Origin of the sequence: Streptomyces sp. NPDC048269 (assembly GCF_040652395.1) — a bacterium.
Classification (GTDB): domain Bacteria; phylum Actinomycetota; class Actinomycetes; order Streptomycetales; family Streptomycetaceae; genus Streptomyces.
This window is the reverse complement of the sequence record NZ_JBEZLW010000006.1, coordinates 50,421-72,345: the sequence shown is the minus strand read 5'-3', so window position 1 is coordinate 72,345 and position 21,925 is coordinate 50,421. Positions and strand designations below refer to the sequence as shown.

Genomic DNA, 21,925 nt, shown 5'->3' with positions numbered 1-21,925 from the left:
GGTCCCCGGTCAGCGCAGCAGCGAGACCGGGCGGGCCGAACTCGGAGCGGAGGGGTGGAGCGGCGGGAGCGGGGTCACGGCGGTCGACAGGAGGGACGGTACGGCGGCCGGCGTGGGCAGCCGGTCTCGGACGGACGCGTCGGCCGCGGACACGGCGGGGCCGGGCCTGGATGCGGGTGCGGGCGACTCGCCCCGCACGTTCGGGTCCACCCCCTCCAGCGGCATCGCGCCGCCCAGCGCGATCGCGGCCAGCGACACGGCCCCGGCGGCGACGAAGGCGAACCGGCGGCGCGGACGGCCCACCTCGTGGATCCGGAAGCCCTCCTGCCGCGGCCCGGCGGCCGTGGGCAGCGCGTACGCGAACGTGGCGAACGGGTCATTGGCGGAAAGACCGGAGGGACCGTGCGGACCGGAGGGACCGTGCGGACCCGCGGAGCCCGGCGGTCCGGACGGCCCGTCGAGGCCGCCACCCGGCAGCCCCTGCAGCCGGGCCAGCAGCCCGGCGGACAGCGGCGGTGGCGCGCTCTCCACGAACATGGTCTTCAGGCGGCGCTGGGCATCGGCCTCCGCCTTGCATTTGGCGCAGGTGGCCAGGTGGGCCAGGACCCGCTCGCGCACGTCGTGCTTCAGCTCGCCGTCCACCAGGGCGGCGAGCCGGTCGCCCAGGTGCTGTTCGGCGGGGGACGGACTGACTCCGCTCACTCGGCTCCGCCCTCTCCTCCGGCGCCCGGCGCACCCACGGCCACTCCGGCCAGCGCGCGCTGTTCCGCGCGGGCCTGGGGAGAGCGGTGCTTGAGCGCCTTGCGCAGGTGCGAACGGCCCCGGTGGATACGGCTGCGCACGGTGCCGAGCTTCACGCCGAGCGTGGCGGCGATCTCCTCGTACGACAGGCCCTCGATGTCGCACAGCACCACTGCCGCGCGGAACTCGGGCGCGAGGGTGTCCAGTGCCTGCTGGACATCCGCGTCGAAGTGCGTGTCGTGCAGGACCTGCTGCGGGGAGGGCTCGCGGCTGGGCAGCCGCTCGGCGGCGTCGTCTGCGAGCGCGTCGAAGCGGATCCGCTGCTTGCGGCGGACCATGTCCAGGAACAGGTTCGTGGTGATGCGGTGCAGCCAGCCCTCGAACGTGCCGGGCGTGTACGTGGACAGCGAGCGGAAGACGCGGACGAAGACCTCTTGGGTCAGGTCCTCGGCGTCGTGCTGGTTACCCGTCAGACGGTAGGCGAGGCGGTAGACCCGCGCACTGTGCGTGCTGACGATCTCCTCCCACGAGGGAGGGGTCCACGCCTGGGAGCCCGCATCGGCGGCGAAGGTCGCGGTGGTTGCGGTGGCGGTGTGGAAGCTGTCAGCAATGTCGGTCACGGATTTCGGCTCACCCGCCGACCAGAAGAGGCGTCTGAATACGCCTCCACGATCCACAGGCGCAGCCGCACCTCCCCTGTCGGCTCTGGTGGTGTCCAGTGGAGTCCCTACCATAGCCACCCCCTCTGTCAGCTCCGGATAAGCATTTTTGCAGTATCTTTACGCGAGTCTTAAGCCCCGGAGCGGCCCCGGACTGCCGATCTGCCCGGCGCCGTCCCTTCTGATCCCGCCCACACCCTTCACAACGCCCGGTCCCATCTGCGGGTTCCCGACGTCAACGGATACAGTCACCGTTGCGCCAACTATGGGGACAGGAGAGGGTCATTACCGGCAACCGGCAGACGAGCTGGGCGTTCGCCGACGCGTTTGTCGCCGAGGACGACGCTCTGCGATGGGCCCGCGACCGGTCCAGGGAAGCGGGCCTGCGCTCCGTCTCTCCCGGCACCGGGGCCGCGCTGCGCCTGCTGGCAGCCACCGCGGACGCCAAGGCGGTCGCCGAGATCGGCACCGGAACGGGCGTCTCCGGCATCCACCTGCTCCACGGAATGCGCCCCGACGGGGTGCTGACCACGGTGGATCCCGAAGCGGACCGGCAGGCCTTCGCCCGCCAGGCCTTCCGCGCCGCCGGCTTCGCGGGCAACCGCGCACGGTTCATCCCGGGCCGCGCCCTCGACGTACTCCCCCGCCTCGCCGACGGCGGTTACGACCTCGTCTTCTGCGACGGCGACCCGGCCGAGTCCCTCGACTACCTCGCTGAATCGTTGCGCCTGCTGCGCCCCGGCGGGCTGGTGTGCTTCGAGGGAGTCTTCTCCGACGGCCGTACGGTCGACTCCGCGGCCCAGCCGGTGGAGGTGCTGCGCGTCCGCGAACTGCTGCGCAGCGTCCGCGAGAGCCCCGCCCTGGAGGCCGCCCTGCTCCCGGTGGGCGACGGGCTGCTGTGCGCCGTGCGGCGCTGAGCCGTCAGCCGCGCCCCTCGCGGACCCGCGTACCTACGCCTCAGCGCAGCAGGGCGAAGGTGAGGGCGGCCGTCCCGCCCAGGGCGGTGCCGGCGAGCAACTGGGCGGCCGTGTGCGCCCGCAGGACCAGCCGCGACCAGCCGACGGCGGCGGCCGCCAGCGCCGCGGGAAGCACGGACGGACCGAAGACGAGCGCCAGGATCATCACGGTGCCGCCGGCCACCGACATGTGGATGGATATCTGCCAGCCGACGGTGACCAGCAGGGACGACACGAGGCCGACGAGCATCGCCACGACGAGGGCGAAGACGTCCTCGGGGGCGCCGAGTACGTGCAGCAGGGTGATCCCGGCGGCGACGGAGACCAGGCTCAGGGCCATCGGGACCACGCGCTGGCGCCGCACGCGGATGTGCTGGTCGGTCAGCGCCCCGCGCCGCACGCCGAGCACGATGATCCCGATCGGCACCACACCGCAGAACAGCGCGCCGAGCAGCCCCCAGCCGAGGCCGGACCACGAGGTGGTGCTGTGCCAGCCGATCAGCAGGAGCAGGGCGACCACCAGGTTCGCCGGCGCCAGGACGTCGGAAAGGACCCGGGCCGCCTTCTCACGCGGTGTGCACTCGGCGAAGGCGGGCGGCGCGGGCGGGGAGAAGGTCACGGCGTGGCTCCGGGAAGGGGAAGGGCCGGGGCGCGGCCCGGAAGAAGACACAACGCTGCCCCGGCCGCTGATCGCGGACGGGGCAGCGCAGAGAATGCAGAACGCAGATGGTGCCGACGATTCAGCCGACGACCTTCTTCAGGGCGTCACCCAGGGCGTCCGCCTCGTCCGGCGTCAGCTCGACGACAAGCCGACCGCCGCCCTCGAGCGGTACGCGCATGACGATGCCCCGCCCCTCCTTGGTGACCTCGAGCGGGCCGTCGCCCGTCCGCGGCTTCATGGCCGCCATGCTCGTTCCCCTTCCTGAAACCAGCTCATCGTCAGCCGACGGCCCCATTCAGGCGCCTAGTACCCGGCATCGAACACATTGCTTCCCAGCCATTATCCCGCATGTCAGGACCCGATGACCAACATCGCCCGTGAACGGTTGGGCAACGCGCTCGGCCAAAACCACTCATTTCGGGGACCCGCCTGCGATACTTCGCCGCCGCACCCCGCGAAGCGGCTCCGCTTTCTTTGACGCACATCACATGTGCGCGTGCGCTCCGGTCCGCCATGCTGGCCCTTGCACCGGCCGGTACCGGCCGGTAGCCATCCCGCGACGAAGGGGGACCCCCTGCCATGGCCGACTGCGTGCTCTACGAAGTGAGCGACGGACTCGCGACCATCACGATCAACCGCCCGGACGCGATGAACGCCATGAACACCGAGGCCAAGGTCGCCCTGCGCGACGCGGCCTCGGCGGCGGCCGCGGACACCGCGGTACGGGCCGTCCTGCTCACCGCGGCGGGCAACCGGGCCTTCTGCGTGGGCCAGGACCTCAAGGAGCACATCGGGAACCTGGCGGCGGACCGGGAGACCGGTTCCACGTTGACGATGAGCACGGTCGCCGAACACTACAACCCGATCGTCCGGGCGCTCACGGAGATGCCGAAGCCGGTGGTGGCCGGGGTGAACGGCGTCGCGGCCGGAGCGGGCTTCGGTTTCGCGCTGGCGGCGGACTTCCGGGTCGTCGCCGACACCGCGTCCTTCAACACCTCGTTCGCCGGGGTGGCGCTGACCGCCGACTCCGGGGTCTCGTGGACCCTGCCCCGTCTGATCGGCGCTTCCCGCGCCGGCGACCTGCTCCTCTTCCCGCGCTCCCTCAAGGCCCAGGAGGCGTTCGACCTCGGCATCGCCAACCGCCTGGTCCCCTCGGACTCCCTGCACGCCGAGGCCGAGACCGTGGCCCGCGCGCTGGCGTCCGGCCCCACGGTCGCCTACGCGGCGCTGAAGGAGTCCCTGGCGTACGGGGCCTCCCACTCCCTGGCCGAGGCCCTGGAGCGCGAGGACGTCCTGCAGACCCGCGCGGGAGCCTCCGAGGACCACTCCATCGCCGTCCAGGCCTTCCTCGCGAAGCAGCCCCCGGAGTACCTGGGCCGCTGAGGCCGCCCGGCCCCGCCGCGGCCCGGCTCAGGCCGGGTCGCGGGAGGCGCAGTCGATCAGGTGGTCGTTGACCAGGCCGCAGGCCTGCATCAGCGCGTAGGCCGTGGTGGGGCCGACGAAACGGATGCCGGCCTTCTTCAGGGCCTTGGCCAGGGCGGTGGACTCCGGGGTCACCGCCGGCACCTCGGTGAGCGCGCGGGGGGCCGGGCCCGGCTCCTCGGGGGCGTGGGACCAGATCAGGGCGTCCAGCTCGCCCGGCTCCCAGCCGGCCAGGACCTTCGCGTTGGCCAGGGTGGCCTCGATCTTGGCCCGGTTGCGGATGATCCCCTCGTCGGCGAGCAGCCGCTCCGCGTCCCGCTCGTCGAAGGCGGCGACCGCCGCGATCCCGAAGTCCGAGAAGGCCTTACGGAACCCCTCCCGCCGCCGCAGGATCGTCAGCCAGGACAGCCCCGACTGGAACGCCTCCAGGCACAGCCGCTCGTACAGCGCGTCGTCGCCGTGGACCGGACGGCCCCACTCGGTGTCGTGGTACGTGACGTACTCCCCGGTGGACAGCGCCCAGGGGCACCGCAGCAGCCCGTCCGTGCCCGCCACCGTGCCGGTCATCGCTCACCGTCCTTGGTGAGGTCCACGTGCCCGGCCTCCTCCGCCGGACCGGCCGGGCCGGCCGCCGCGGCCGTCAGCTGCGCGATCCGCGCGTCCCGCTCGGCCAGCTCGGCCGCCAGCCGCTCCAGTACGTCGTCCACCTCGGCCATCCGGTAGCCGCGCGGGGCGACCGGCAGCCGCAGCGCGTCGATGTCCGCCCGTACGACTGGCCGGGTCTCCGGCAACCCGTCGGCCACCCGGTCCGGCTCCGCTTCCGGCAGGACGGCCTCCGAGCCTCCTCCGATCACCGCCAGGGTGACCGCTGCCACGACCACGACCAGCGCGATCATCAAGAAGAAGAACACGATCAACTCCCCTGAGAGACTCCGGCCACCAGGTTAAGGTCGCAGGCGAGGCGCGAAGGCCGCCGAAGGAGGAAAGACCAGGATGCTGCGACTCGGCAGGCGCGAGTTCGACACCCACGAGCCGGTGATCATGGCCATCGTGAACCGGACTCCGGACTCCTTCTACGACCAGGGGGCGACGTTCCGCGACGAGCCGGCGCTGGACCGGGTCGAGCAGGCGGTCGCCGAGGGCGCCGCGATCATCGACATCGGCGGGGTCAAGGCGGGCCCGGGCGAGCACGTGGACACGGCCGAGGAGGCCCGGCGCACGGTCGGCTTCGTGGCCGAGGTCCGGCGCCGCCATCCGGACGTGGTGATCAGCGTGGACACCTGGCGGCACGAGGTCGGCGAGGCCGTGTGCGAGGCCGGCGCGGACGTGCTGAACGACGCGTGGGGCGGGGTGGACCCCCGGCTGGCGGAGGTCGCGGCGCGCCACGGGGCCGGGCTGGTCTGCACGCACGCGGGCGGGGTCGAGCCGCGGACCCGGCCGCACCGGACCGAGTACGAGGACGTCATGGCCGACATCCTGCGCGTCACGGTCGGCCTGGCGGAGCGGGCCGCGGCCCTCGGCGTCCGCCGGGACGCGATCATGATCGACCCGGGCCACGACTTCGGGAAGAACACCCGCCACTCGCTGGAGGTCACCCGCCGCCTGTCGGAGATGACCGGGACGGGCTGGCCGGTCCTGGTCTCCCTGTCCAACAAGGACTTCGTGGGAGAGACCCTCGACAAGCCGGTCAAGGAACGCCTGCTGGGCACCCTGGCCACGACGGCCGTCTCGGCCTGGCTGGGTGCCCAGGTCTACCGCGTCCACGAGGTGGCGGAGACGAAGCAGATCCTCGACATGGTCCGCTCGATCCAGGGCCACCGGCCCCCGGCGGTCGCCCGCCGGGGCCTGGCCTGACGCGAAGGCCCTGACGGGGCCACTGCCGCAGGCCCTGGCGGGCCGGCCGCCCGGCGCCTAGTCGCCGGCCTCCCGGGCCAGCTCCTCGGTGGCGCCGAGGGCGGCGCGTTCGTTCGAGCCCTCGCCGACCTCCTTGCTGACCAGCGTCACCGCCTCTTCCACGTCGTCCGTGACGTGGAAGAGGAGCAGGTCGAACTCGGAGGCCTTGCCCTGCGCGATCACCGTGTTCTTCAGCCAGTCGACGAGCCCGCTCCAGTACTCCGTGCCGAACAGCACGATCGGGAAGCGGGTGATCTTCCGGGTCTGGACCAGGGTCAGCGCCTCGAACAGCTCGTCCAGCGTGCCGAGGCCGCCCGGGAGGACCACGAAGCCCTGGCTGTACTTCACGAACATCGTCTTGCGGACGAAGAAGTAGCGGAAGTTCAGCCCCAGGTCGACGTGCTCGTTCAGCCCCTGCTCGAACGGCAGCTCGATGCCCAGGCCGACGGAGACGCCGTTGGCCTCCCGCGCGCCCTTGTTGGCGGCTTCCATGGCGCCCGGGCCGCCGCCCGTGATCACGGCGAAGCCCGCGTCGACGAGCGCGCGCCCGATCCGTACGCCCGCGTCGTACTCCGGCGAGTCCACCGGGGTACGGGCCGAGCCGAACACGCTGATCGCCGGCGGCAGCTCGGCGAGCGTGCCGAAGCCCTCGATGAACTCCGACTGGATGCGCAGGACCCGCCAGGGATCGGTGTGCACCCACTCGGAGGGCCCGGCCGAATCCAGCAGCCGCTGGTCCGTCGTACTGCCCGCCTGGACCTGGCTCCGCCTGCGCAGCACCGGCCCGAGCTGCTGCTCCTCGGGCCGACGACGAGCGGTTCCTTCGGGGTTGCCCATGATGTGCTCCCTCCTGCTGATCGTTGGATCAGGGTAGGCGCACAAAGGTGACGACAAGCGGAATTCAGGAGGTCAGCCAGGCGCGGAGTCGCTCCTCGCAGTGCAGGATCGCCTTCGTCTCCACGCGCTCGTCGACCTTGTGGGCCAGCAGGGCGTCGCCCGGGCCGTAGTTGACCGCCGGGACGCCCAGCGCGCTGAAGCGGGAGACGTCCGTCCAGCCGAACTTCGGCATGGCGCGCCCGCCGACCGCCTCCATGAAGGCCGCCGCCGCGGGGTGGGAGAGGCCGGGGAGGGCGCCGCCGGAGAAGTCGTCGATCACGAACTCCTCGACTCCGCAGTCCGCGAAGACCTCGCGGACGTGGGCGATCGCATCGTCCATGCTGCGGTCGGGGGCGAAGCGGAAGTTGACCGTCACCGTGCACGCGTCCGGGATGACGTTGTTGGCCACGCCGCCCTCGATGCGCACCGCGTTGAGGCCCTCGTGGTACTCCAGGCCGTCGATGACGGGCTTGCGCGGCTCGTACGCCGCGAGCCTGGCCAGGATCGGGCTCGCGGCGTGGATGGCGTTGGAGCCCATCCAGCTGCGCGCGGAGTGGGCGCGCTCGCCGGCGGTGCGGAGCAGGACGCGCAGGGTTCCCTGGCAGCCGCCCTCCACCTCGGCGTTCGACGGCTCCAGCAGCACCGCGAAGTCGCCGGTCAGCCAGTCGGGGTGGGCGTCGGCGACCTTGCCCAGGCCGTTGAGGTCGGCGGCGACCTCCTCCTGGTCGTAGAAGACGAAGGTGAGGTCGCGGTTCGGCTCGGGGACGGTCGCCGCGATGCGCAGCTGTACGGCGACACCGGACTTCATGTCGGTCGTGCCGCAGCCCCACAGGACGTCGTTCTCGTCGAGGCGGGAGGGGACGTTGTCGGCGATCGGCACGGTGTCGAGGTGGCCGGCGAGCACGACTCGCTCGGCGCGGCCGAGGTGCGTGCGGGCGACGACGTTGTTGCCGAAGCGGTCCACGGTGAGGTGCGGGAGGGCCCGCAGCGCGTGTTCCACGAGGTCGGCGAGTACCTTCTCGTCGCCGCTCACGGAGGGGATGTCGACGAGCCGGGCGGTCAGCTCGGCGGCGTCCAGGGTGAGGTCCAGCTCGGATTCGGGCATGAACCGACCCTAACGCCCCAGGCCGGGGCAGGGCCCTGGGCGTCCGGCCGCTGGACGCGTCATATGCCTCAAGTACGGTGGGCCGCGTGCCCGAGAACCGTGATCCTCGCTCCCGTCGCCGCAGGCCGCTCCGTGCGGCCGTGGGTCTGCTCGTCCTGCTCGCGGTGGTGGGCTATTTCGTCGTCCAGCGGTACTCCAACGGCGGCGCGGGCGCCCCGTACTGCACGGCCGCGGCGGCCGCCGGCAGCGGGCAGAAGTACGAGATGACCCCGGAACAGGCGGCGAACGCGGCGACGATAGCCGCCGTCGGCATCTCCAAGGGGCTGCCGGACCGGGCCGTGACCATCGCGCTGGCGACCGCGATGCAGGAGTCGTCGCTGCGCAATCTCGATCACGGCGACCGGGACTCGCTGGGCCTGTTCCAGCAGCGGCCCTCGCAGGGCTGGGGCACCGCGGAGCAGATCATGGACCCGGTGTACTCGGCCGGGATCTTCTACGAGCACCTCGTGGACGTTCCGGGGTACTCGCGGCTGCCGCTGACGGTGGCGGCGCAGAAGGTGCAGCGCAGCGGGTTCCCGCAGGCGTACGCGAAGCACGAGTCGGACGCCACGGTGCTGACGGCGGCCTTCGGCGAGAGCGGCACGCTGTCCTGCTCGGGCCCGGCCCCGCTGCGCGGCGATCCGGAGAAGGTGAAGGCGGAGCTGGTACGGGCCTTCGGCAAGGAGGCCCTGGGCGGTGGCCGAAACGGTGCGCCGGGCGGCCGGTCGGTGCCGGACCGGGTCGAGGAGTCCGAGGTCAACCTCCAGCTGAAGCGGGACGGCGGCGCGGGTGAGGCGCGGCGCGGCCGGGCGATGGCGCACTGGGCGGTGGCCCGGTCGCACGAGCTGGGCATCGCCCGGGTGTCGTACGACCGGTCCGCCTGGATCGGGGGCAAGGACCGGGGCCTGTGGCGGTCCACGGGCGGCAACGGCGCGAAGGACGGTGCCGGGGACCCGCACGACTCGGCGCCGGACGAGGTACGGATCTTCATCGCGCGCTGAGCTCGCTGAGCTCGCTGAGGCCGCTGAGGTCTGCCGAGGGCCGATCGAGCCCCGCCCGGGGCCCGCCGAGCGCCCGTGCAGGCGTACGAGTGATCACTCCTACGGGGGTGGCCGGGCGACCGGGCCGCGAGGGGCCCAGACCCATAGAACGCCTGGTGAGCGCCCATCCAATGCTCTTGTCGCGGAAGCCGATTAAACGATGCGTTACCGATCCTTTACCCATCGCATCCGCAACTCCACCCGCCCCCCGAGCGGTTGTACACGGCGTACTCAGCCGCTACCGCTTAGGAGCAACATGTCTCTCCCCCTGACCCGTCGGATCGCCCGTGCCGCGCTGCTCGTCGCAGCCGGGGCAGCGCCCGTGGTCGGTGCGGCCGGAACGGCCAGCGCCGCAGGTCTGGAGTCCGTGCCGCAGCTGGGCGCACTCACCGCCCCGGACGCCGCCGACGCCTCGGCCGTGACGGGTGCCGCCACGGAGACCGCCGCCGCCGCCACCGAGGCCCTGCCCGCCGCCGCCCCCGCCGCCGACGTGGCCGGCAAGGCGACCGGCCTGCTCGGTGGGCTGCCCGCCGCGCCGGAGCTGCCGCTGGCCGACGGCGGCCTGCCCGGTGGGCTGACGGGCGGCCTGCCCGGTGGGCTGCCGCTGGGCGGCTGATCCGCCGAGGGAACACCGAAGGGGCCGGGAGCACGAACTCCCGGCCCCTTCGGGCTGTTCAGGCCCCCGCGGCTTCCGGCTGTTCAGGCCCCCGCGGCGGGCGGGGCTCAGCCGAGACGCTTGACCGCCGCCTCCACGCGCTCGTCGGTCGCGGTGAAGGCCACGCGCACGAACCGCGCGCCCGCCTCGCCGTAGAAGTCGCCGGGCGCGACCAGGATGCCCAGCCCCGCGAGGTAGGCGACCGTCTCCCAGCACGGCTCGTCCCGGGTCACCCAGAGGTAGAGGCTCGCCTCGCTGTGCTCGACGCGGAAGCCGTGCGCTTCCAGGGCGCCGCGCAGCGCCGCACGGCGGGCGGCGTAGCGGCCGCGCTGCTCCTCGACGTGCACGTCGTCGCCGAGCGCGGCGACGGTGGCGGCCTGCACCGGGGCGGGGGTCATCATGCCGCTGTGCTTGCGGATCTCCAGCAGCTCGCCGAGCACGTCCGCGTCACCGGCGACGAACGCCGCCCGGTAGCCGGCCAGGTTGGACCGCTTGGAGAGCGAGTGGACGGCGACGAGGCCCTCGTACGAGCCGCCGCACACGTCGTCGTGGAGGACGGAGACGGGCTCGGCCTCCCAGCCCAGCTCCAGGTAGCACTCGTCGCTGAAGACCAGGATCCCGTGCTCGCGCGCCCAGGCCACGATCCGGATGAGCTCCTCCTTGGGGAGGACCTGCCCGGTGGGGTTGGACGGGGAGTTGAGCCACAGCAGCTTCAGGCCGGCCGGGTCGAGCTCGGTCGGGTCGTCGTAGAGCACCGCCTCGGCGCCGCAGAGCCGCGCGCCGACCTCGTACGTCGGGTAGGCGAGCCGGGGGTACGCGACCTTGTCGCCGGCTCCGAGGCCCAGCTGCGTCGGCAGCCAGGCCACCAGCTCCTTGGAGCCGACCACCGGCAGGACGTTGCGGTGCTCGGCGGCGCTCGCGCCGAGGCGCCCGCGCACCCAGCCGGTGATCGCGTCGCGCAGGGCGGGCGTACCCCACACCGTCGGGTAGCCCGGGGAGTCCGCGGCGCCGATCAGGGCGCGCTGGATCAGCTCCGGCACCGGGTCCACCGGCGTGCCGACCGACAGGTCGACGATGCCGTCCGCGTGGGCCGCCGCCGTCGCCTTGTAAGGCGCCAGCTTGTCCCAGGGGAAGGCGGGAAGACGGTCGGATACTGCGGCCACGGTGGTCTCTGCTCTCTCTGGGTGCTGGACGCTCTGGGCGCTGGACGCGGAGGTCGGGAAAACACCTCGGTCCCGTGCGGCGGGCAGGCCGTACGGGACCGAGTGGCGCTTCTGCCGTGAGAGGTCAGTGCTCGCCGTTGATACCGGCGGGCAGCGCCGCGATGAAGGGGTGGTCGCGCTCGATCAGACCGAGCTTGGAAGCACCGCCGGGCGAACCGAGCTCGTCGAAGAACTCGACGTTCGCCTTGTAGTAGTCCTTCCACTCCTCCGGAGTGTCGTCCTCGTAGAAGATGGCCTCGACCGGGCAGACCGGCTCACAGGCACCACAGTCGACGCACTCGTCCGGGTGGATGTACAAGGACCGCTGGCCCTCGTAGATGCAGTCGACGGGGCACTCTTCGATGCATGCCTTGTCCTTGACGTCGACACAAGGCTCCGCGATGACGTAGGTCACGCTCTCGTTCCTCCTCGGTAGGGCTTTCCATATCGCGCGGGAGCGCGGCGTCGTCGATGCCCGCACCTAGTATCTCCGTTCCCGGGCACGATCCGAACAGGAGGGGCGGACAGAGCTGTGGAAATCACTGCCGGTGGGCTGCTGGAAGTCCGTATTACCCCGGCTGACGTGGGTAAACGAGTCTCTGTACGACGGGTGGAGCGCGGGCGGAGCGGGGCTCCCGAGTACGCGGACACCGTAGGGGTTCTCACATCCTGGAACGAGGGTGTGCTGCTGATCACACGAAAGGACGGCCAGACCGTCCGGATCGCGGAATCCTCGCTGGTCGCGGGCAAGGTCGTGCCGCCCGCACCGGCCCGCCGACGGGGTCCCGCGGCCTCCTTCGAGGAGCTCTCGCGGGTCGCGGCGCGGTCCTGGCAACCCCTGGAGAGCGAGCAGCTGGGCGAGTGGACGCTGCGCGCGGCCGCCGGATTCACCCGGCGGGCCAATTCGGTGCTTCCGCTCGGCGATCCGGGGATACCGCTGGACGATGCACTCGCGCGAGTGACCTCCTGGTACGTGGAACGAGGACTTCCGGCGTACGTGCAGGCCGCGACGGGGGCGGTCGGCACCCAGGAGCTGCTGATCGCGGAGCTGGAACGGCGGGGCTGGGCGGCCGAGGTGTCGGCGGAGGTACGGATCGGCGCGCTGGCGCCGGTCGGCGACGTGGACGCACCCGCCGCCGGGGACGTACGGCTGACCCGGGTCCCGGACGAGGAGTGGCTGGGGCGCTACGGGAAGGTCGGCGACCCGGAGGTGGCCCGGCGGGTGCTGGTCGAGGGCCCCTCGGTGTGGTTCGCGGCGCTGCCCGGGGGCCGGGCCGTAGGACGGTGCGTGGTGGACGGCCGGTGGGCGGGCTTCGCGGCGGTGACGGTCGATCCCGCGTACCGGCGGGAGGGGCTGGCGACGGCGGTGATGGCGGCGCTGGCGAGGCGGGCGCTGGAGGAGGGCGCGTCGGCGGCGTGGCTCCAGGTGGAGACGGACAATCCGGGGGCGCTGGCCCTGTACGACGGGCTGGGCTTCGCGCCGCACCACGCGTACCACCACTACCGGGCGGCGGCGTGAGTCCGGCGGCCCGGCGGGAGCAGTTCGCGGCGGAGGCGCGGTCGGAGCGGCCGGACCTGGCGCTGCTGTGCCTGCTGCTGGCGGCGGAGGCGGACCCGGACCTGGACGAACGCGCCATGGACTGGGCGCAGATCGAGCTGGACCGGCTGGCCGGGATGCTGCCGTACGGGCTGCGGGGCGGGCGGGCGTGGGCCTCGGCGGTCACGGAACTGCTTGGCGGCCGCCTCGGTTTCCACGGCACTCCGGCGGACTACGACCGGCTGTCGTCCTCGCTCCTGCACGAGGTGCTGCGGCGTCGGCGGGGCTTGCCGATCCTGTTGTCGGTGGTGTGGCTGGAGGTCGCCCGGCGGGCGGGGGCGCCGGTGTACGGGCTGGGGCTGCCGGGGCACTTCGTGGTGGGGTTCGGGGACCCGGAGGAGGGAGTGGTGGTCGACCCGTTCGCGGGCGGCGCGTCCTTGGGAGCGGGGCCGGCGGAGCTGGCGGAGGGGCCGCGGACGCCGGCCCGCACGCTGGACATCGTGCTGCGGATCCTGAACAACATCCGGGCGTGGGCCTCCGCCCGGCCGGAGCAGTCGGGGGTGGCGCTGTGGGCGCTGGACCTGTCGCTGCTGCTGCCGTCGCATCCGGCGTCGCTGCGGTTCGAGCGGGCGCGGCTGCTGGTGGAACGCGGTGCGTTTCGGGAGGGGGCGGCCGAACTGGAGGCGTACGCCGATGTGGTGGCCGCGGTGGATGCCGGTGCGGCGGACCGCATCCGCGCCGAGGCCGTCTCCGCTCGCGCCCTGCTGAACTGAGCCCGGGCCTCCCGCTCGGGCCCGGCCCCGGCCCCGGCCCCGGCTCCGGCTCCCGGCCCCTGGCTCCGTGCCCCGCCTCCCGGCCCCCAGCTCGGGCCCGGCCCCAGCTCCCGGCCCCTGGCTCCGTGCCCCGCCTCCCGCCCCCAGCTCGGGCCCGGCTCCGGCTCCGGGCCGAGCCTCGATCGCCGGCGCGGCTCAAAGACCTGGGGCTCCGCCCCAGACCCCGCGCCTCAAACGCCGGCGGGGCTGATTTTCGCTGATGCCGACCGCCAGGCTCCTCCCACCCCCGTCGGCGCTCGAGGCGCGGGGCGCCGGGCAGAGCCCCGGCCACCCAGCCCCGCCGGCACGGGGCGCGGAGCGGAGCCATTCCAGCCCCGCCGGCGATTGAGGCGCGGGGTACGGGGCAGAGCCCGGTCCTTCAGCCCTGCCGGCCCTTGCGGCACAGGGCGCGGGGCAGAGCCACGGTCTTCCAGCCCCGCCGGCGATTGAGGCGCGGGGCACGGGGCAGAGCCCCGATCCTTCAGCCCCGCCGGCCCTGGCAGCGCGCGACCCGGGGCAGAGCCATTCCAGCCCCGCCGGCGATTGAGGCGCGGGGCACGAGGCAGAGCCCCGATCCTTCAGCCCCGCCGGCCCTGGCAGCGCGGGACCCGGGGCAGAGCCATTCCAGCCCCGCCGGCGATTGAGGCGCGGGGTACGGGGCAGAGCCCCGATCCTTCAGCCCCGCCGGCGCTTGGGGCGCGGGGCACCGGTTAGAGCCAGCCCTTTTCGCGGGCCGTGCGGATGGCTTCGGCTCGGTTGCGGGAGGCCAGTTTCTGGATCGCCGTCGAGAGGTAATTGCGGACCGTGCCCTGGGACAGGTGGAGACGGGCCGCCAGCTCCGCGTTGGTCGCGCCCGACTCCGCCGCCCGCAGAACCTCCCGCTCCCGCTCCGTCAGCGGATTCGCGCCCTCGGCCAGGGCCGCCGCCGCCAGCGTCGGGTCGATGACGCGCTCCCCCGCCAGGACCTTGCGTACGGCGGCCGCCAGCTGCGCGGCCGGCGCGTCCTTGACCAGGAACGCGGAGGCGCCCGCCTCCATCGCCCCCCGCAAGTAGCCGGGGCGGCCGAAGGTGGTCAGGATGACGATCCGGATCGCGGGGTGCGCGGCCCGCAGGGCCGCGGCCGCTTCGATGCCCGTCATGCCGGGCATCTCGATGTCCAGCAGCGCGACGTTCACGTCGTGCGCGCCGGCCGCCGCCACCACCTCGTCGCCGCGGGCTACCTGGGCCAGTACCTCGATGTCCGGTTCCAGGCCGAGCAGGGCGGCGAGGGCCTCGCGGACCATCGACTGGTCCTCCGCCAGGAGGATGCGGATGGGGCGTGAGGTCATGATCCCGATCCTAGGGCCAGGGGGACACGGGCCGTGAGGGCGAAGCCGGTCTTGCCGGCCGGGCCCGCCGACAGAGTGCCGCCGACCGCCTCCAGGCGTTCCGTCAGGCCCGTCAGGCCGTTGCCGGGGACGGCGGGACCGCCCGTGCCGTCGTCCGACACCATCAGCTCGGCCACCGGGTCGGCGAGGGTCTGCCGGGTCTCCAGCGTGATCCGGCAGCGTTTGGCCCCGCTGTGCCGGACCACGTTGGTCACCGCCTCGCGCAGCGACCACGCCAGCGCCGACTCCGCCTCCTCCGAGAGGTCGTCCGCCGGATCCGCCGGGAGCTGCGCGACCACGCCCGCCGCGGCCAGCGCCGTCCGGGCGCCCGCGAGTTCGCCGGGCAGGGTGGGCCGCCGGTAGCCGCTCACGGCTTCGCGTACGTCGACCAGCGCCTGCCGGCTGACCCGCTCGATGTCCGCCACCTGCTGGGCGGCGGCCTCGGGCTGTCCGGGCAGCATCCGGCCCGCCAGCTCGCTCTTCAGCGTGATCAGCGACAGCGAGTGGCCCAGCAGGTCGTGCAGGTCGCGGGCCATCCGCAGGCGTTCCTCGTTGGCCGCGAGCTGTGCCACCGTGGCCCGGGCCTCGCGCAGTTCGATGGTGGTCCGGATCATGGCGCGGATGCCGACCATCGCGAATCCGCCCATCAGGGCCGGGACCAGCAGGCCGGCCAGGTAGGCCTCGCCGCCGGGCACCGCGTAAGCCGTCGCCGTCAGCAGCGCGGTCGCGGCCGGGACCGTCCAGCGGGATATCTCCCCGGGCAGCGCGGCGCCGGAGGAGATGGCCACGTAGACGAAGAGCACGAGCCATTCGCGGCCCAGGGCCAGCGACAGGATCGTGGCCTGGGCGGCGAGCACCACCACGGAGAACAGGACCCGCCGCACCGCGATCTGCCGGGCGGTGCGGAAGACCAGCACCAGGTACCAGGCGACGAAGGCCGCGAGGCCCAGGCCGCCGAGCAGCCGGGCTCCGGGGCTGTGTCCGCCGTGGATCAGGTCGGTGACGGGCGCGCTCAGGTAGAAGAGCCAGATGCCGATCCAGAGCCCTTTCACCAGCTTCTGGCGGCGGTTCTCCGGCGGTTTGCCGATCCCCGTGCGGTGGTGGTCTTCCTGCGTCAGCGCCACTGGTTCATGCCTTCATCGAGTCCTTGCGGTACAGCCAGGCGGCGGCACCGGTGAACAGTACGAAGTACACGGCCAGGACCGCCACGTCCTTGGCGTGCGGTGCGCCGCCGAGCTCGATGGCCTGGCCGAGGCCCGCGTAGGCGTGGGTGGGGAGCCAGCTCGCGAGGGTCTGGAGCCACTGCGGGAAGTTCGTGGTGGGCATCCACAGGCCGCCGAGGATGGACAGGCCGAAGTAGAAGAGCATCGTGATGGGGCGGACGTTGTCCCCGCTCGCCAGGTATCCGATGGCGACGCCGAGCGCGGCGAAGACGAGGCTGCCTGCCCAGATCGCACCGGTGAGGGCGAGCCACTGCCAGGCGGCGAAGCGTACGTCCTTCACCGCGGCCGCAACCGCGAAGACGACCAGGATGGACGGGAGCGAGAGCACTCCGGCGCTGGCGGTCTTGGCGAGCACGTAGCCGCGGCCGGGCAGGGCGGTGAGCCGGAGCTGGCGGACCCAGCCCTTCTCGCGCTCCTTGGCGATGCGCTCGCTGTTGCCCATCAGGACGGCGGTCAGGGCGCCGAAGGAGGCCATGGCGACCATGTAGAAGGCGGGCATGGTCAGTTCGGTGCCCATGACCCTCGTGGTGCCGTCGAGGGTCCCGCCGAGCATCAGGAAGAGGGCGGCCGGATAGAGCACGGTGAAGAAGAGGTACTTCTTGTTGCGCAGGGCTCGGGCTATTTCGAGCTTGACCAGGGCGTTCACTTCGAGGCCTCCTCGGTGAGGGCGATGAAGGCCTGTTCCAGGCCGAGACCCGCGACCTCCAGGTTGCGGGGGTAGAGCCCGAGCGCGTAGACGGCGTGCACGGTCGCGTCGGCGTCGTGGGACTGGAGCCGCACGGTCGCGCCGTGCCGCTCGTAGGCGGTGAGGGCGGGCAGGGCGCGGAGCATCTGCTCGTCCGCGGCGTCACGGCCGTCCAGGTCGAAGGAGACCTTCCGGGCGCCCGCCCTGGCCTTGATCTCGGCGGCCGTGCCGTCGGCCAGCAGCCGGCCCTTGTTGAGGACCAGTACCCGGTCGGCGATGGCGTCCGCCTCTTCCAGGTAGTGCGTGGCGAAGAGGACGGTACGGCCCTGGGCGGCCTGTTCCCGCATGGTGGCCCAAAAGGCCTGGCGGGAGGTCACGTCCATGCCGGTGGTCGGCTCGTCCAGGACGATCAGGTCGCTGTGGCCGGCGGTGGCGAGGGCGAAGCGGACGCGCTGTTCCTGGCCGCCGGAGAGCTTGTTGACCATCCGGTCGGCGATGCCGTCCACTCCGGCGCGGGTCAGCACCTCGTCCACCGGGTACGGGCGGGGGTGCAGGGAGCAGCCGAGGGCGACCAGTTCGCGCACGGTCACGTCCTCCATCAGGCCGCCGCTCTGGAGCATCGCGCCGACGCGGCCGGCGGCGACGGCCTCGCGCGGGGTGGTGCCGAAGAGCCGGACGGAGCCGGAGTCGGCGGGGCGCAGGCCGAGCAGGAGGTCGAGGGTGGAGGACTTTCCGGCGCCGTTGGGGCCGAGCAGTGCGACGGTCTCGCCCGGGTGGAGTGTGAGGGAGAGGCCGTCGACCGCCCGGACCGTGCCGTAGCTCTTGCTCACGTTGTCGAAGCTCACCACGGTGTCGGTGGCGGTCTGCGCGGTGCGTGTCGCGGTCGTCGTCATGGCTCAAGACTCGCCCGTACGGGGTCTCGCGCGGCAGTGTCGACCGTCGTGGGTGGCGCATGACGGATGTCATGCGGCGGACGTGACAGTGCCCCCGACCGGTCGGGGCGGGGGCACTGTGAAGGGGGCTTCCTAGCCGGCGTTGGTGTCGATGACCGCCGTCCGCTCGGCCGTCGTCTTGCCGCGCAGGGCCTTGACGAGGGCTCCGGCGACGTCCTGCGGGGTGACGGCGGTCTTGGAGCCGTCGCCGCGGGTGATCAGGATGCCGTCGAAGGTGTTCCCGTAGCCCTCCTTGAGGGCTACGAGGTCGAACTTCTCGACGAGGTGGCCGTCCACCGCCTGCATGCTGAGGATCTTCGGCAGGGTCTTGCTGCCGAAGGGGACGGACTTGGTGCCGATCTTGACGACGGCGTTGGCGGACATCGCGGGTTCGGCGAAGTCCTTCATGGCCCGGTCGAGTTCGGCCTGGTCGATGACCGGGGCCTTGGTGGTGACCGGCAGTTCGGGCACGGTCTGCTTGCCGGTGGCGACCATGTCGCGGAAGGCCTTGGTGACCTGCTCCACGGAAGCGTCCACGTCCAGGGTGGTGCCGGGGGTGCCGGGGACGGCAACGGCCTTGCCGGTGTCGAACTTGATCGTGCCCTCGGTGGCCGAACCGGAGGTGCCCGCGAGCTCCTGGAGCGCGACCTGGAGCTTCTCCTCGTCGACCGGCATCACGGCGTCGGCCTTGCGCTCGTTGCCGAGGAGGGAGCCGATGACGGTGATCGGGTTGTAGTCGCTGCCGGCCGCGTTGCGGACGGTGGTCTGGCTGTCCAGGGTCAGGCCGGCCTTCTCGGGCTTCAGCTCGACCTGCTTGCCGCCGACGCTGAGCTGGAGCGGGGCGGCGGCGCGCGTGCCGAAGGCCGTCTGGAGCTTGGCCACGGCCTCGTCCCGGCTGCCGCTGATGTCGACGCTGAGGACGGTGGTGCCCTTGGGGACGTCGGAGTGGTTGAGGAGCAGCCCGGCTCCGTAGGCCACGCCGAGGAGGACCACGGCGGCGCCGCCGAGGAGGACCAGCTTGGAGCGGCCCTTCTTGGCGGGCTTGGCGGCCTTGGCGGGGGCGGCCTTCTGCTGCGCGGGCGTGGGGCGCGGCACGGCCGGCGCGGGCGGCGGGACCGGGGTCGTCCCCGGTCCCGCCTCGGGTCCGGGCCAGCGCGGCGACTCCTCGCCGGGGGGGCCGCCGACGGGGCCGCCGAGAGGGCCGGAGCCGTAGCCGGGGCCGCCCGTGGGGCCCGGGAAGCCCTCACTCTGGCTGTCGTAGACGGGGAACGCCTCGGTGACGGGGCCGGAGTCGTCCTGGCCGCTCCCGTACGTTGGGAAGCCCTGGGTCGATCCGACGCCGGGGCCGCCGGGGGCGGGCGGGGCCGGGGAGAAGCCCGGGCGGTAGTCCGCGACCGGCGGGGGCGGCGTGCGCGGCGGCGCGAAGCCCGCGTCGGGGGGCGGGGCCTGGGTGCGCGCGGGCGGCGGGAAGCCGGCGCCCGGCCCGGCCGGAGGCGGCGGGGTGACCCGCGGGGCGGGGGCGGAGCCCGCTCCGGGCCCGGGCGGCGGAGTCTGCTCCCGGACGGGCAGGGGTGGCGGGGTGGGCGCCGGCGCGGGGGCCGGGGCCGGAGCGGGCGCCTTGCGGGGGGCGAACCAGTTGCTGGCCGGCTCCTCGGCTTCGCCCGCGCCCTGGGCACGGGCCGGCTCCTGCTCGGCCTCGATGCGCGTCGGCACGGGCTTCGGCCGCTGCGCGAGCGGCGGCTCGGGCGCCCGCCCGGGCACCGGTTCGGATGCCTGCTGCGGCGCCGGCCGCGTCTCCGGCGCGGCGCCCGCCGCTCCGGAGGTGCTGCCCATCGCCTTGCGTACGACCACCGGAGGGATCGGCCGCGAACCCGGGATGTTGATCCGGATCCGGGTCGTCAGGGTGGTCTCGGTCTTGGGCCCGTCGGAATCGGGCGTGGACGGCTTCGAGGTCACAGGGTTCTCCTCCGGGGCGGTCGCCGCAGCGTCCGTGGACGGATACTGGCCGGTTCCATACGGCGGCGTACCCGAGGGGTAAGCGGCTCCACCGCGCCCGTTGGGCCCGGAGGACGAACTGTCAGTTTCACGACTCAAGGCAGGTTCTCCCGGTTGGCTCCGCCGCCCGTCATACCGTGCGCGGGCAGCTCGGCGGCCCGTCCACCATACTGGCCGCCGCCGCCGCGCAACTGACCCAAGGGAATCACTGGTTCCTCATAGGCCCCGCCAAACCCCCCTGAAGTGGCCCTCGGGCTCCCGTGCGCTCGCCTCGCGCCGACCTCCTAAGGAGTCCGACACCACGTCACTTGGCAGACCGCGCGGCCGAAACCGGCCGATCCAGCGGACCGCGCATCGTGGCGCACATCACAGCGAGCACCGTCCCGCCCAAAAGGTAGGCGTACATGCCGATTCCGGACGAACTGAGCAGGAAGTCCCCCTCGGGGCGCGGGACCCCGAGCAGCACGTACGCGAGGAACCAGCCGACCGCGGCCCCGCCCACCCCGAGTCCGGTCCCGAGCGCGATCCGCCCGCCGAGGAACAGCCCGAAGGCGGCCAGGAGCGCGAGCAGCAGACCACCGGGGAACCACAGGTCCACCACCAGCCAGCCGGCCAGGCCGGTCAGCGCGCCCACGACCAGCAGGCCCAGGCAGCCGGCGAGCCGCCCGGGGGTCAGCGTCCCGGTCACGCGTCCACCCCCGCGAACAGGTCGTGCTCGCGCTCGCCCGCCGGTGCGCCCGGCGTGCCCTCGACGAGTTCGTAGTACTCCCGGGCGAACAGCGGCTGCGCCAGGTCGTTGGAGAGCGCGAAGAAGGGCCCGTCCACGGCGATCTGGGTGGTGTGGGCGCGCATGGCGGCCGCCTTCGCCGCCACGAACCGCTCCTCGTCGCCGATCTCGGCGGTGATCCGCTCGTCGGGGACGACCCCCGGCACGTCCTGCGGCGAGGCCAGCCCCGGGAAGGGCACCTCGTTGCCGACCGCGCGCAGCTTGGCGAAGCCCTCCTCGACCACCGAGAGGGGAACGCGGTTCCAGTAGACCTTCCCGACCGTGTGCGGCTCGCCGAGGTCGCGCCGGTACGCGCCCTCCGAGGCGAGTTCGGCCGCGCGCATGGCGACCCGGTGCGCCTGGATGTGGTCGGGGTGCCCGTAGCCGCCGTCCGGGTCGTAGGTGACGAGCACCTGCGGGCGCACATCCCGGATCACTTCCACGAGGTAAGCGGCGGCCTCGTCCACGTCGGCGGACCAGAAGGCCTCCGGGCGGTGGTTCTGCGGGACGCCCATCATCCCGGAGTCCCGGAATCGTCCGGGGCCGCCGAGGAACCGGTGGTCGCTGACGCCCAGTTCGGCCATGGCGGCGGCGAGTTCGCCGACGCGGTGGGCGCCGAGGCCGTCGTCGCGGTCGGCCGCCAGGTGGGCCAGCTCGGCGGGGATGACCTCCCCCTCCTCACCGAGGGTGCAGGTCACCAGCGTGACGTGGGCACCCTCGGCCGCGTACTTGGCCATGGTGACGCCGTTGTTGATCGACTCGTCGTCCGGGTGCGCGTGCACGAGGAGCAGCCGACGGGCGGGAAGACCGTTCATGGCGCCTAGCCTACGAGGCAGGGATCAGAACTTGAGCCCACTGATCATGCTGGCCACGTTCGAAGTGAGCTGGCTGAGGGTCGGGGCGATGGTGGAACTCGCCAGATAGAACCCGAGGAGCACACAGACCACCGCGTGTCCCGCCTTCAGGCCCGACCTTCGGACCAGCAGGAATACGACGATCGCCAGCAGCACCACGGCCGAGATCGAGAGTGCCACGGCGTTTCACCTCCACGTCGAGCGGACATCGGTACACGATTCGTGCTCGGCGAGAGTCATACCCACCGTGCGCTACGGATCATAACTATCCGTGCCAGCGCATCGATCGAAATCCGGCAGCACAAGGGGCGCACGCCGCGCATGGGCAGGGTCACGGGGGAGGCCGGCCGGAGGGGCTGTACGCCTCTCCGGCCGGCTGTCGGCACCCGCACGGCCGCACGTCGCCAAGGCTGCATGCCCTGGATCTCGGGGCAGAAACGGTCAAGTTGCCCCTGTGTAAACGACGTTGAGAGCAGTGGCCGCCGTTTCCGCGCCGGACGTCCGG

General features: G+C 72.9%; 25 protein-coding genes. 7 read left to right on the top strand and 18 right to left on the bottom strand.

Going from position 1 to position 21,925, the window contains the following annotated elements:
• Positions 1-9: 9 nt before the first annotated feature.
• Both AB0D48_RS09075 and sigE read right to left on the bottom strand, forming a co-directional pair.
• Positions 10-702 carry a zf-HC2 domain-containing protein gene (locus tag AB0D48_RS09075; protein ID WP_362392521.1) on the bottom strand — a complete coding sequence of 231 codons (693 nt, stop codon included), beginning with the start codon at positions 700-702 and terminating at the stop codon, positions 10-12.
• Entirely contained in the window at positions 699-1,475 is a 777-nt protein-coding gene (sigE, locus tag AB0D48_RS09070; RefSeq protein WP_362392517.1) for an RNA polymerase sigma factor SigE, read from the bottom strand. The genes AB0D48_RS09075 and sigE overlap by 4 nt, the downstream gene beginning before the upstream one ends.
• A gap of 179 nt (positions 1,476-1,654) precedes the next feature.
• Between sigE and AB0D48_RS09065 the strand changes: the two genes are divergently transcribed.
• Positions 1,655-2,317 (top strand): class I SAM-dependent methyltransferase, encoded by a 663-nt coding sequence (locus tag AB0D48_RS09065; RefSeq protein WP_037919526.1) that lies wholly within the window; start codon positions 1,655-1,657, stop codon positions 2,315-2,317.
• Between the two features lie 40 nt (positions 2,318-2,357).
• Here AB0D48_RS09065 and AB0D48_RS09060 read toward each other — a convergent pair whose 3' ends face one another.
• Both AB0D48_RS09060 and AB0D48_RS09055 read right to left on the bottom strand, forming a co-directional pair.
• Positions 2,358-2,975, bottom strand: a complete 618-nt coding sequence (locus AB0D48_RS09060; RefSeq protein WP_362392514.1) for a hypothetical protein — start codon at positions 2,973-2,975, stop codon at positions 2,358-2,360.
• Between the two features lie 121 nt (positions 2,976-3,096).
• Positions 3,097-3,264 carry a DUF3117 domain-containing protein gene (locus AB0D48_RS09055; protein ID WP_003966491.1) on the bottom strand — a complete coding sequence of 56 codons (168 nt, stop codon included), beginning with the start codon at positions 3,262-3,264 and terminating at the stop codon, positions 3,097-3,099.
• 332 nt (positions 3,265-3,596) lie between these two features.
• Between AB0D48_RS09055 and AB0D48_RS09050 the strand changes: the two genes are divergently transcribed.
• The gene (locus AB0D48_RS09050) at positions 3,597-4,400 is read left to right on the top strand and encodes an enoyl-CoA hydratase-related protein (protein WP_362392511.1); all 804 of its coding nucleotides are present in this window, start codon (positions 3,597-3,599) and stop codon (positions 4,398-4,400) included.
• A 27-nt stretch (positions 4,401-4,427) separates the two neighbouring features.
• Here the strand turns inward: AB0D48_RS09050 and AB0D48_RS09045 are convergent, their stop codons facing one another.
• Entirely contained in the window at positions 4,428-5,006 is a 579-nt protein-coding gene (locus AB0D48_RS09045; RefSeq protein WP_362392508.1) for a DNA-3-methyladenine glycosylase I, read from the bottom strand.
• The gene (locus AB0D48_RS09040) at positions 5,003-5,356 is read right to left on the bottom strand and encodes a DivIVA domain-containing protein (protein WP_362392505.1); all 354 of its coding nucleotides are present in this window, start codon (positions 5,354-5,356) and stop codon (positions 5,003-5,005) included. Before AB0D48_RS09040 ends, AB0D48_RS09045 begins: the two co-directional genes overlap by 4 nt.
• Positions 5,357-5,432: 76 nt before the next feature.
• Between AB0D48_RS09040 and folP the strand changes: the two genes are divergently transcribed.
• A complete protein-coding gene (folP, locus tag AB0D48_RS09035; protein WP_362392502.1) occupies positions 5,433-6,293 on the top strand; it encodes a dihydropteroate synthase in 861 nt (286 codons plus the stop codon).
• Positions 6,294-6,350: 57 nt separating this feature from the next.
• On the opposite strand, the gene AB0D48_RS09030 is transcribed toward folP, so the two are convergent.
• Positions 6,351-7,169, bottom strand: a complete 819-nt coding sequence (locus tag AB0D48_RS09030; protein ID WP_362392499.1) for a TIGR00730 family Rossman fold protein — start codon at positions 7,167-7,169, stop codon at positions 6,351-6,353.
• Between the two features lie 64 nt (positions 7,170-7,233).
• Positions 7,234-8,313 (bottom strand): succinyl-diaminopimelate desuccinylase, encoded by a 1,080-nt coding sequence (dapE, locus tag AB0D48_RS09025; RefSeq protein WP_362392496.1) that lies wholly within the window; start codon positions 8,311-8,313, stop codon positions 7,234-7,236.
• Between the two features lie 140 nt (positions 8,314-8,453).
• Between dapE and AB0D48_RS09020 the strand changes: the two genes are divergently transcribed.
• Both AB0D48_RS09020 and AB0D48_RS09015 read left to right on the top strand, forming a co-directional pair.
• Complete coding sequence (locus AB0D48_RS09020; protein WP_362393033.1) at positions 8,454-9,353, top strand: hypothetical protein; 900 nt, start codon at positions 8,454-8,456, stop codon at positions 9,351-9,353.
• Positions 9,354-9,648: 295 nt separating this feature from the next.
• Positions 9,649-10,008: an ATP-binding protein gene (locus tag AB0D48_RS09015; RefSeq protein WP_362392493.1), complete on the top strand. Its 360-nt coding sequence runs from the start codon at positions 9,649-9,651 to the stop codon at positions 10,006-10,008.
• A gap of 107 nt (positions 10,009-10,115) precedes the next feature.
• Here the strand turns inward: AB0D48_RS09015 and dapC are convergent, their stop codons facing one another.
• The gene (gene dapC, locus AB0D48_RS09010) at positions 10,116-11,210 is read right to left on the bottom strand and encodes a succinyldiaminopimelate transaminase (RefSeq protein ID WP_362392490.1); all 1,095 of its coding nucleotides are present in this window, start codon (positions 11,208-11,210) and stop codon (positions 10,116-10,118) included.
• A gap of 124 nt (positions 11,211-11,334) precedes the next feature.
• Positions 11,335-11,664, bottom strand: coding sequence for a ferredoxin (fdxA, locus tag AB0D48_RS09005; protein WP_030713714.1), 330 nt, complete (start codon positions 11,662-11,664; stop codon positions 11,335-11,337).
• A gap of 117 nt (positions 11,665-11,781) precedes the next feature.
• On the opposite strand from fdxA, the gene AB0D48_RS09000 reads away from it, so the two are divergent.
• Positions 11,782-12,768 (top strand): GNAT family N-acetyltransferase, encoded by a 987-nt coding sequence (locus AB0D48_RS09000; protein WP_362392487.1) that lies wholly within the window; start codon positions 11,782-11,784, stop codon positions 12,766-12,768.
• Positions 12,765-13,559, top strand: a complete 795-nt coding sequence (locus AB0D48_RS08995) for a transglutaminase-like domain-containing protein (RefSeq protein WP_362392484.1) — start codon at positions 12,765-12,767, stop codon at positions 13,557-13,559. The genes AB0D48_RS09000 and AB0D48_RS08995 overlap by 4 nt, the downstream gene beginning before the upstream one ends.
• A 749-nt stretch (positions 13,560-14,308) precedes the next feature.
• Here the strand turns inward: AB0D48_RS08995 and AB0D48_RS08990 are convergent.
• The 8 genes from AB0D48_RS08990 to AB0D48_RS08955 form a co-directional block, all read right to left on the bottom strand.
• Complete coding sequence (locus AB0D48_RS08990) at positions 14,309-14,926, bottom strand: response regulator transcription factor (protein WP_362392481.1); 618 nt, start codon at positions 14,924-14,926, stop codon at positions 14,309-14,311.
• Positions 14,923-16,089, bottom strand: a complete 1,167-nt coding sequence (locus AB0D48_RS08985; RefSeq protein WP_362392478.1) for a sensor histidine kinase — start codon at positions 16,087-16,089, stop codon at positions 14,923-14,925. The genes AB0D48_RS08990 and AB0D48_RS08985 overlap by 4 nt, the downstream gene beginning before the upstream one ends.
• 4 nt (positions 16,090-16,093) lie before the next feature.
• On the bottom strand, positions 16,094-16,834 hold the full coding sequence (locus tag AB0D48_RS08980; RefSeq protein WP_362392475.1) for an ABC transporter permease: 741 nt from the start codon (positions 16,832-16,834) through the stop codon (positions 16,094-16,096).
• Positions 16,831-17,766 (bottom strand): ABC transporter ATP-binding protein, encoded by a 936-nt coding sequence (locus AB0D48_RS08975; protein ID WP_362392473.1) that lies wholly within the window; start codon positions 17,764-17,766, stop codon positions 16,831-16,833. The genes AB0D48_RS08980 and AB0D48_RS08975 overlap by 4 nt, the downstream gene beginning before the upstream one ends.
• A gap of 132 nt (positions 17,767-17,898) precedes the next feature.
• Positions 17,899-19,761 carry a peptidoglycan binding domain-containing protein gene (locus AB0D48_RS08970; protein WP_362392470.1) on the bottom strand — a complete coding sequence of 621 codons (1,863 nt, stop codon included), beginning with the start codon at positions 19,759-19,761 and terminating at the stop codon, positions 17,899-17,901.
• 343 nt (positions 19,762-20,104) lie between these two features.
• A complete protein-coding gene (locus AB0D48_RS08965) occupies positions 20,105-20,488 on the bottom strand; it encodes a DUF6113 family protein (protein ID WP_362392467.1) in 384 nt (127 codons plus the stop codon).
• The gene (gene mshB, locus AB0D48_RS08960) at positions 20,485-21,381 is read right to left on the bottom strand and encodes an N-acetyl-1-D-myo-inositol-2-amino-2-deoxy-alpha-D-glucopyranoside deacetylase (RefSeq protein ID WP_362392464.1); all 897 of its coding nucleotides are present in this window, start codon (positions 21,379-21,381) and stop codon (positions 20,485-20,487) included. Before mshB ends, AB0D48_RS08965 begins: the two co-directional genes overlap by 4 nt.
• A 24-nt stretch (positions 21,382-21,405) precedes the next feature.
• Positions 21,406-21,600 (bottom strand): hypothetical protein, encoded by a 195-nt coding sequence (locus AB0D48_RS08955; RefSeq protein WP_053677094.1) that lies wholly within the window; start codon positions 21,598-21,600, stop codon positions 21,406-21,408.
• Between the last annotated feature and the right edge of the window lie 325 nt (positions 21,601-21,925).

Coding starts and splice junctions, on each gene's coding strand:
- AB0D48_RS08990 (WP_362392481.1), bottom strand. CDS start 14,926: ATGACCTCACGCCCCATCCGCATCCTCCTGGCGGAGGACCAGTCGATG.
- folP (WP_362392502.1), top strand. CDS start 5,433: ATGCTGCGACTCGGCAGGCGCGAGTTCGACACCCACGAGCCGGTGATC.
- AB0D48_RS09055 (WP_003966491.1), bottom strand. CDS start 3,264: ATGGCGGCCATGAAGCCGCGGACGGGCGACGGCCCGCTCGAGGTCACC.
- sigE (WP_362392517.1), bottom strand. CDS start 1,475: ATGGTAGGGACTCCACTGGACACCACCAGAGCCGACAGGGGAGGTGCG.
- dapE (WP_362392496.1), bottom strand. CDS start 8,313: ATGCCCGAATCCGAGCTGGACCTCACCCTGGACGCCGCCGAGCTGACC.
- mshB (WP_362392464.1), bottom strand. CDS start 21,381: ATGAACGGTCTTCCCGCCCGTCGGCTGCTCCTCGTGCACGCGCACCCG.
- AB0D48_RS09015 (WP_362392493.1), top strand. CDS start 9,649: ATGTCTCTCCCCCTGACCCGTCGGATCGCCCGTGCCGCGCTGCTCGTC.
- AB0D48_RS08975 (WP_362392473.1), bottom strand. CDS start 17,766: ATGACGACGACCGCGACACGCACCGCGCAGACCGCCACCGACACCGTG.
- AB0D48_RS09045 (WP_362392508.1), bottom strand. CDS start 5,006: ATGACCGGCACGGTGGCGGGCACGGACGGGCTGCTGCGGTGCCCCTGG.
- AB0D48_RS09030 (WP_362392499.1), bottom strand. CDS start 7,169: ATGGGCAACCCCGAAGGAACCGCTCGTCGTCGGCCCGAGGAGCAGCAG.
- AB0D48_RS09050 (WP_362392511.1), top strand. CDS start 3,597: ATGGCCGACTGCGTGCTCTACGAAGTGAGCGACGGACTCGCGACCATC.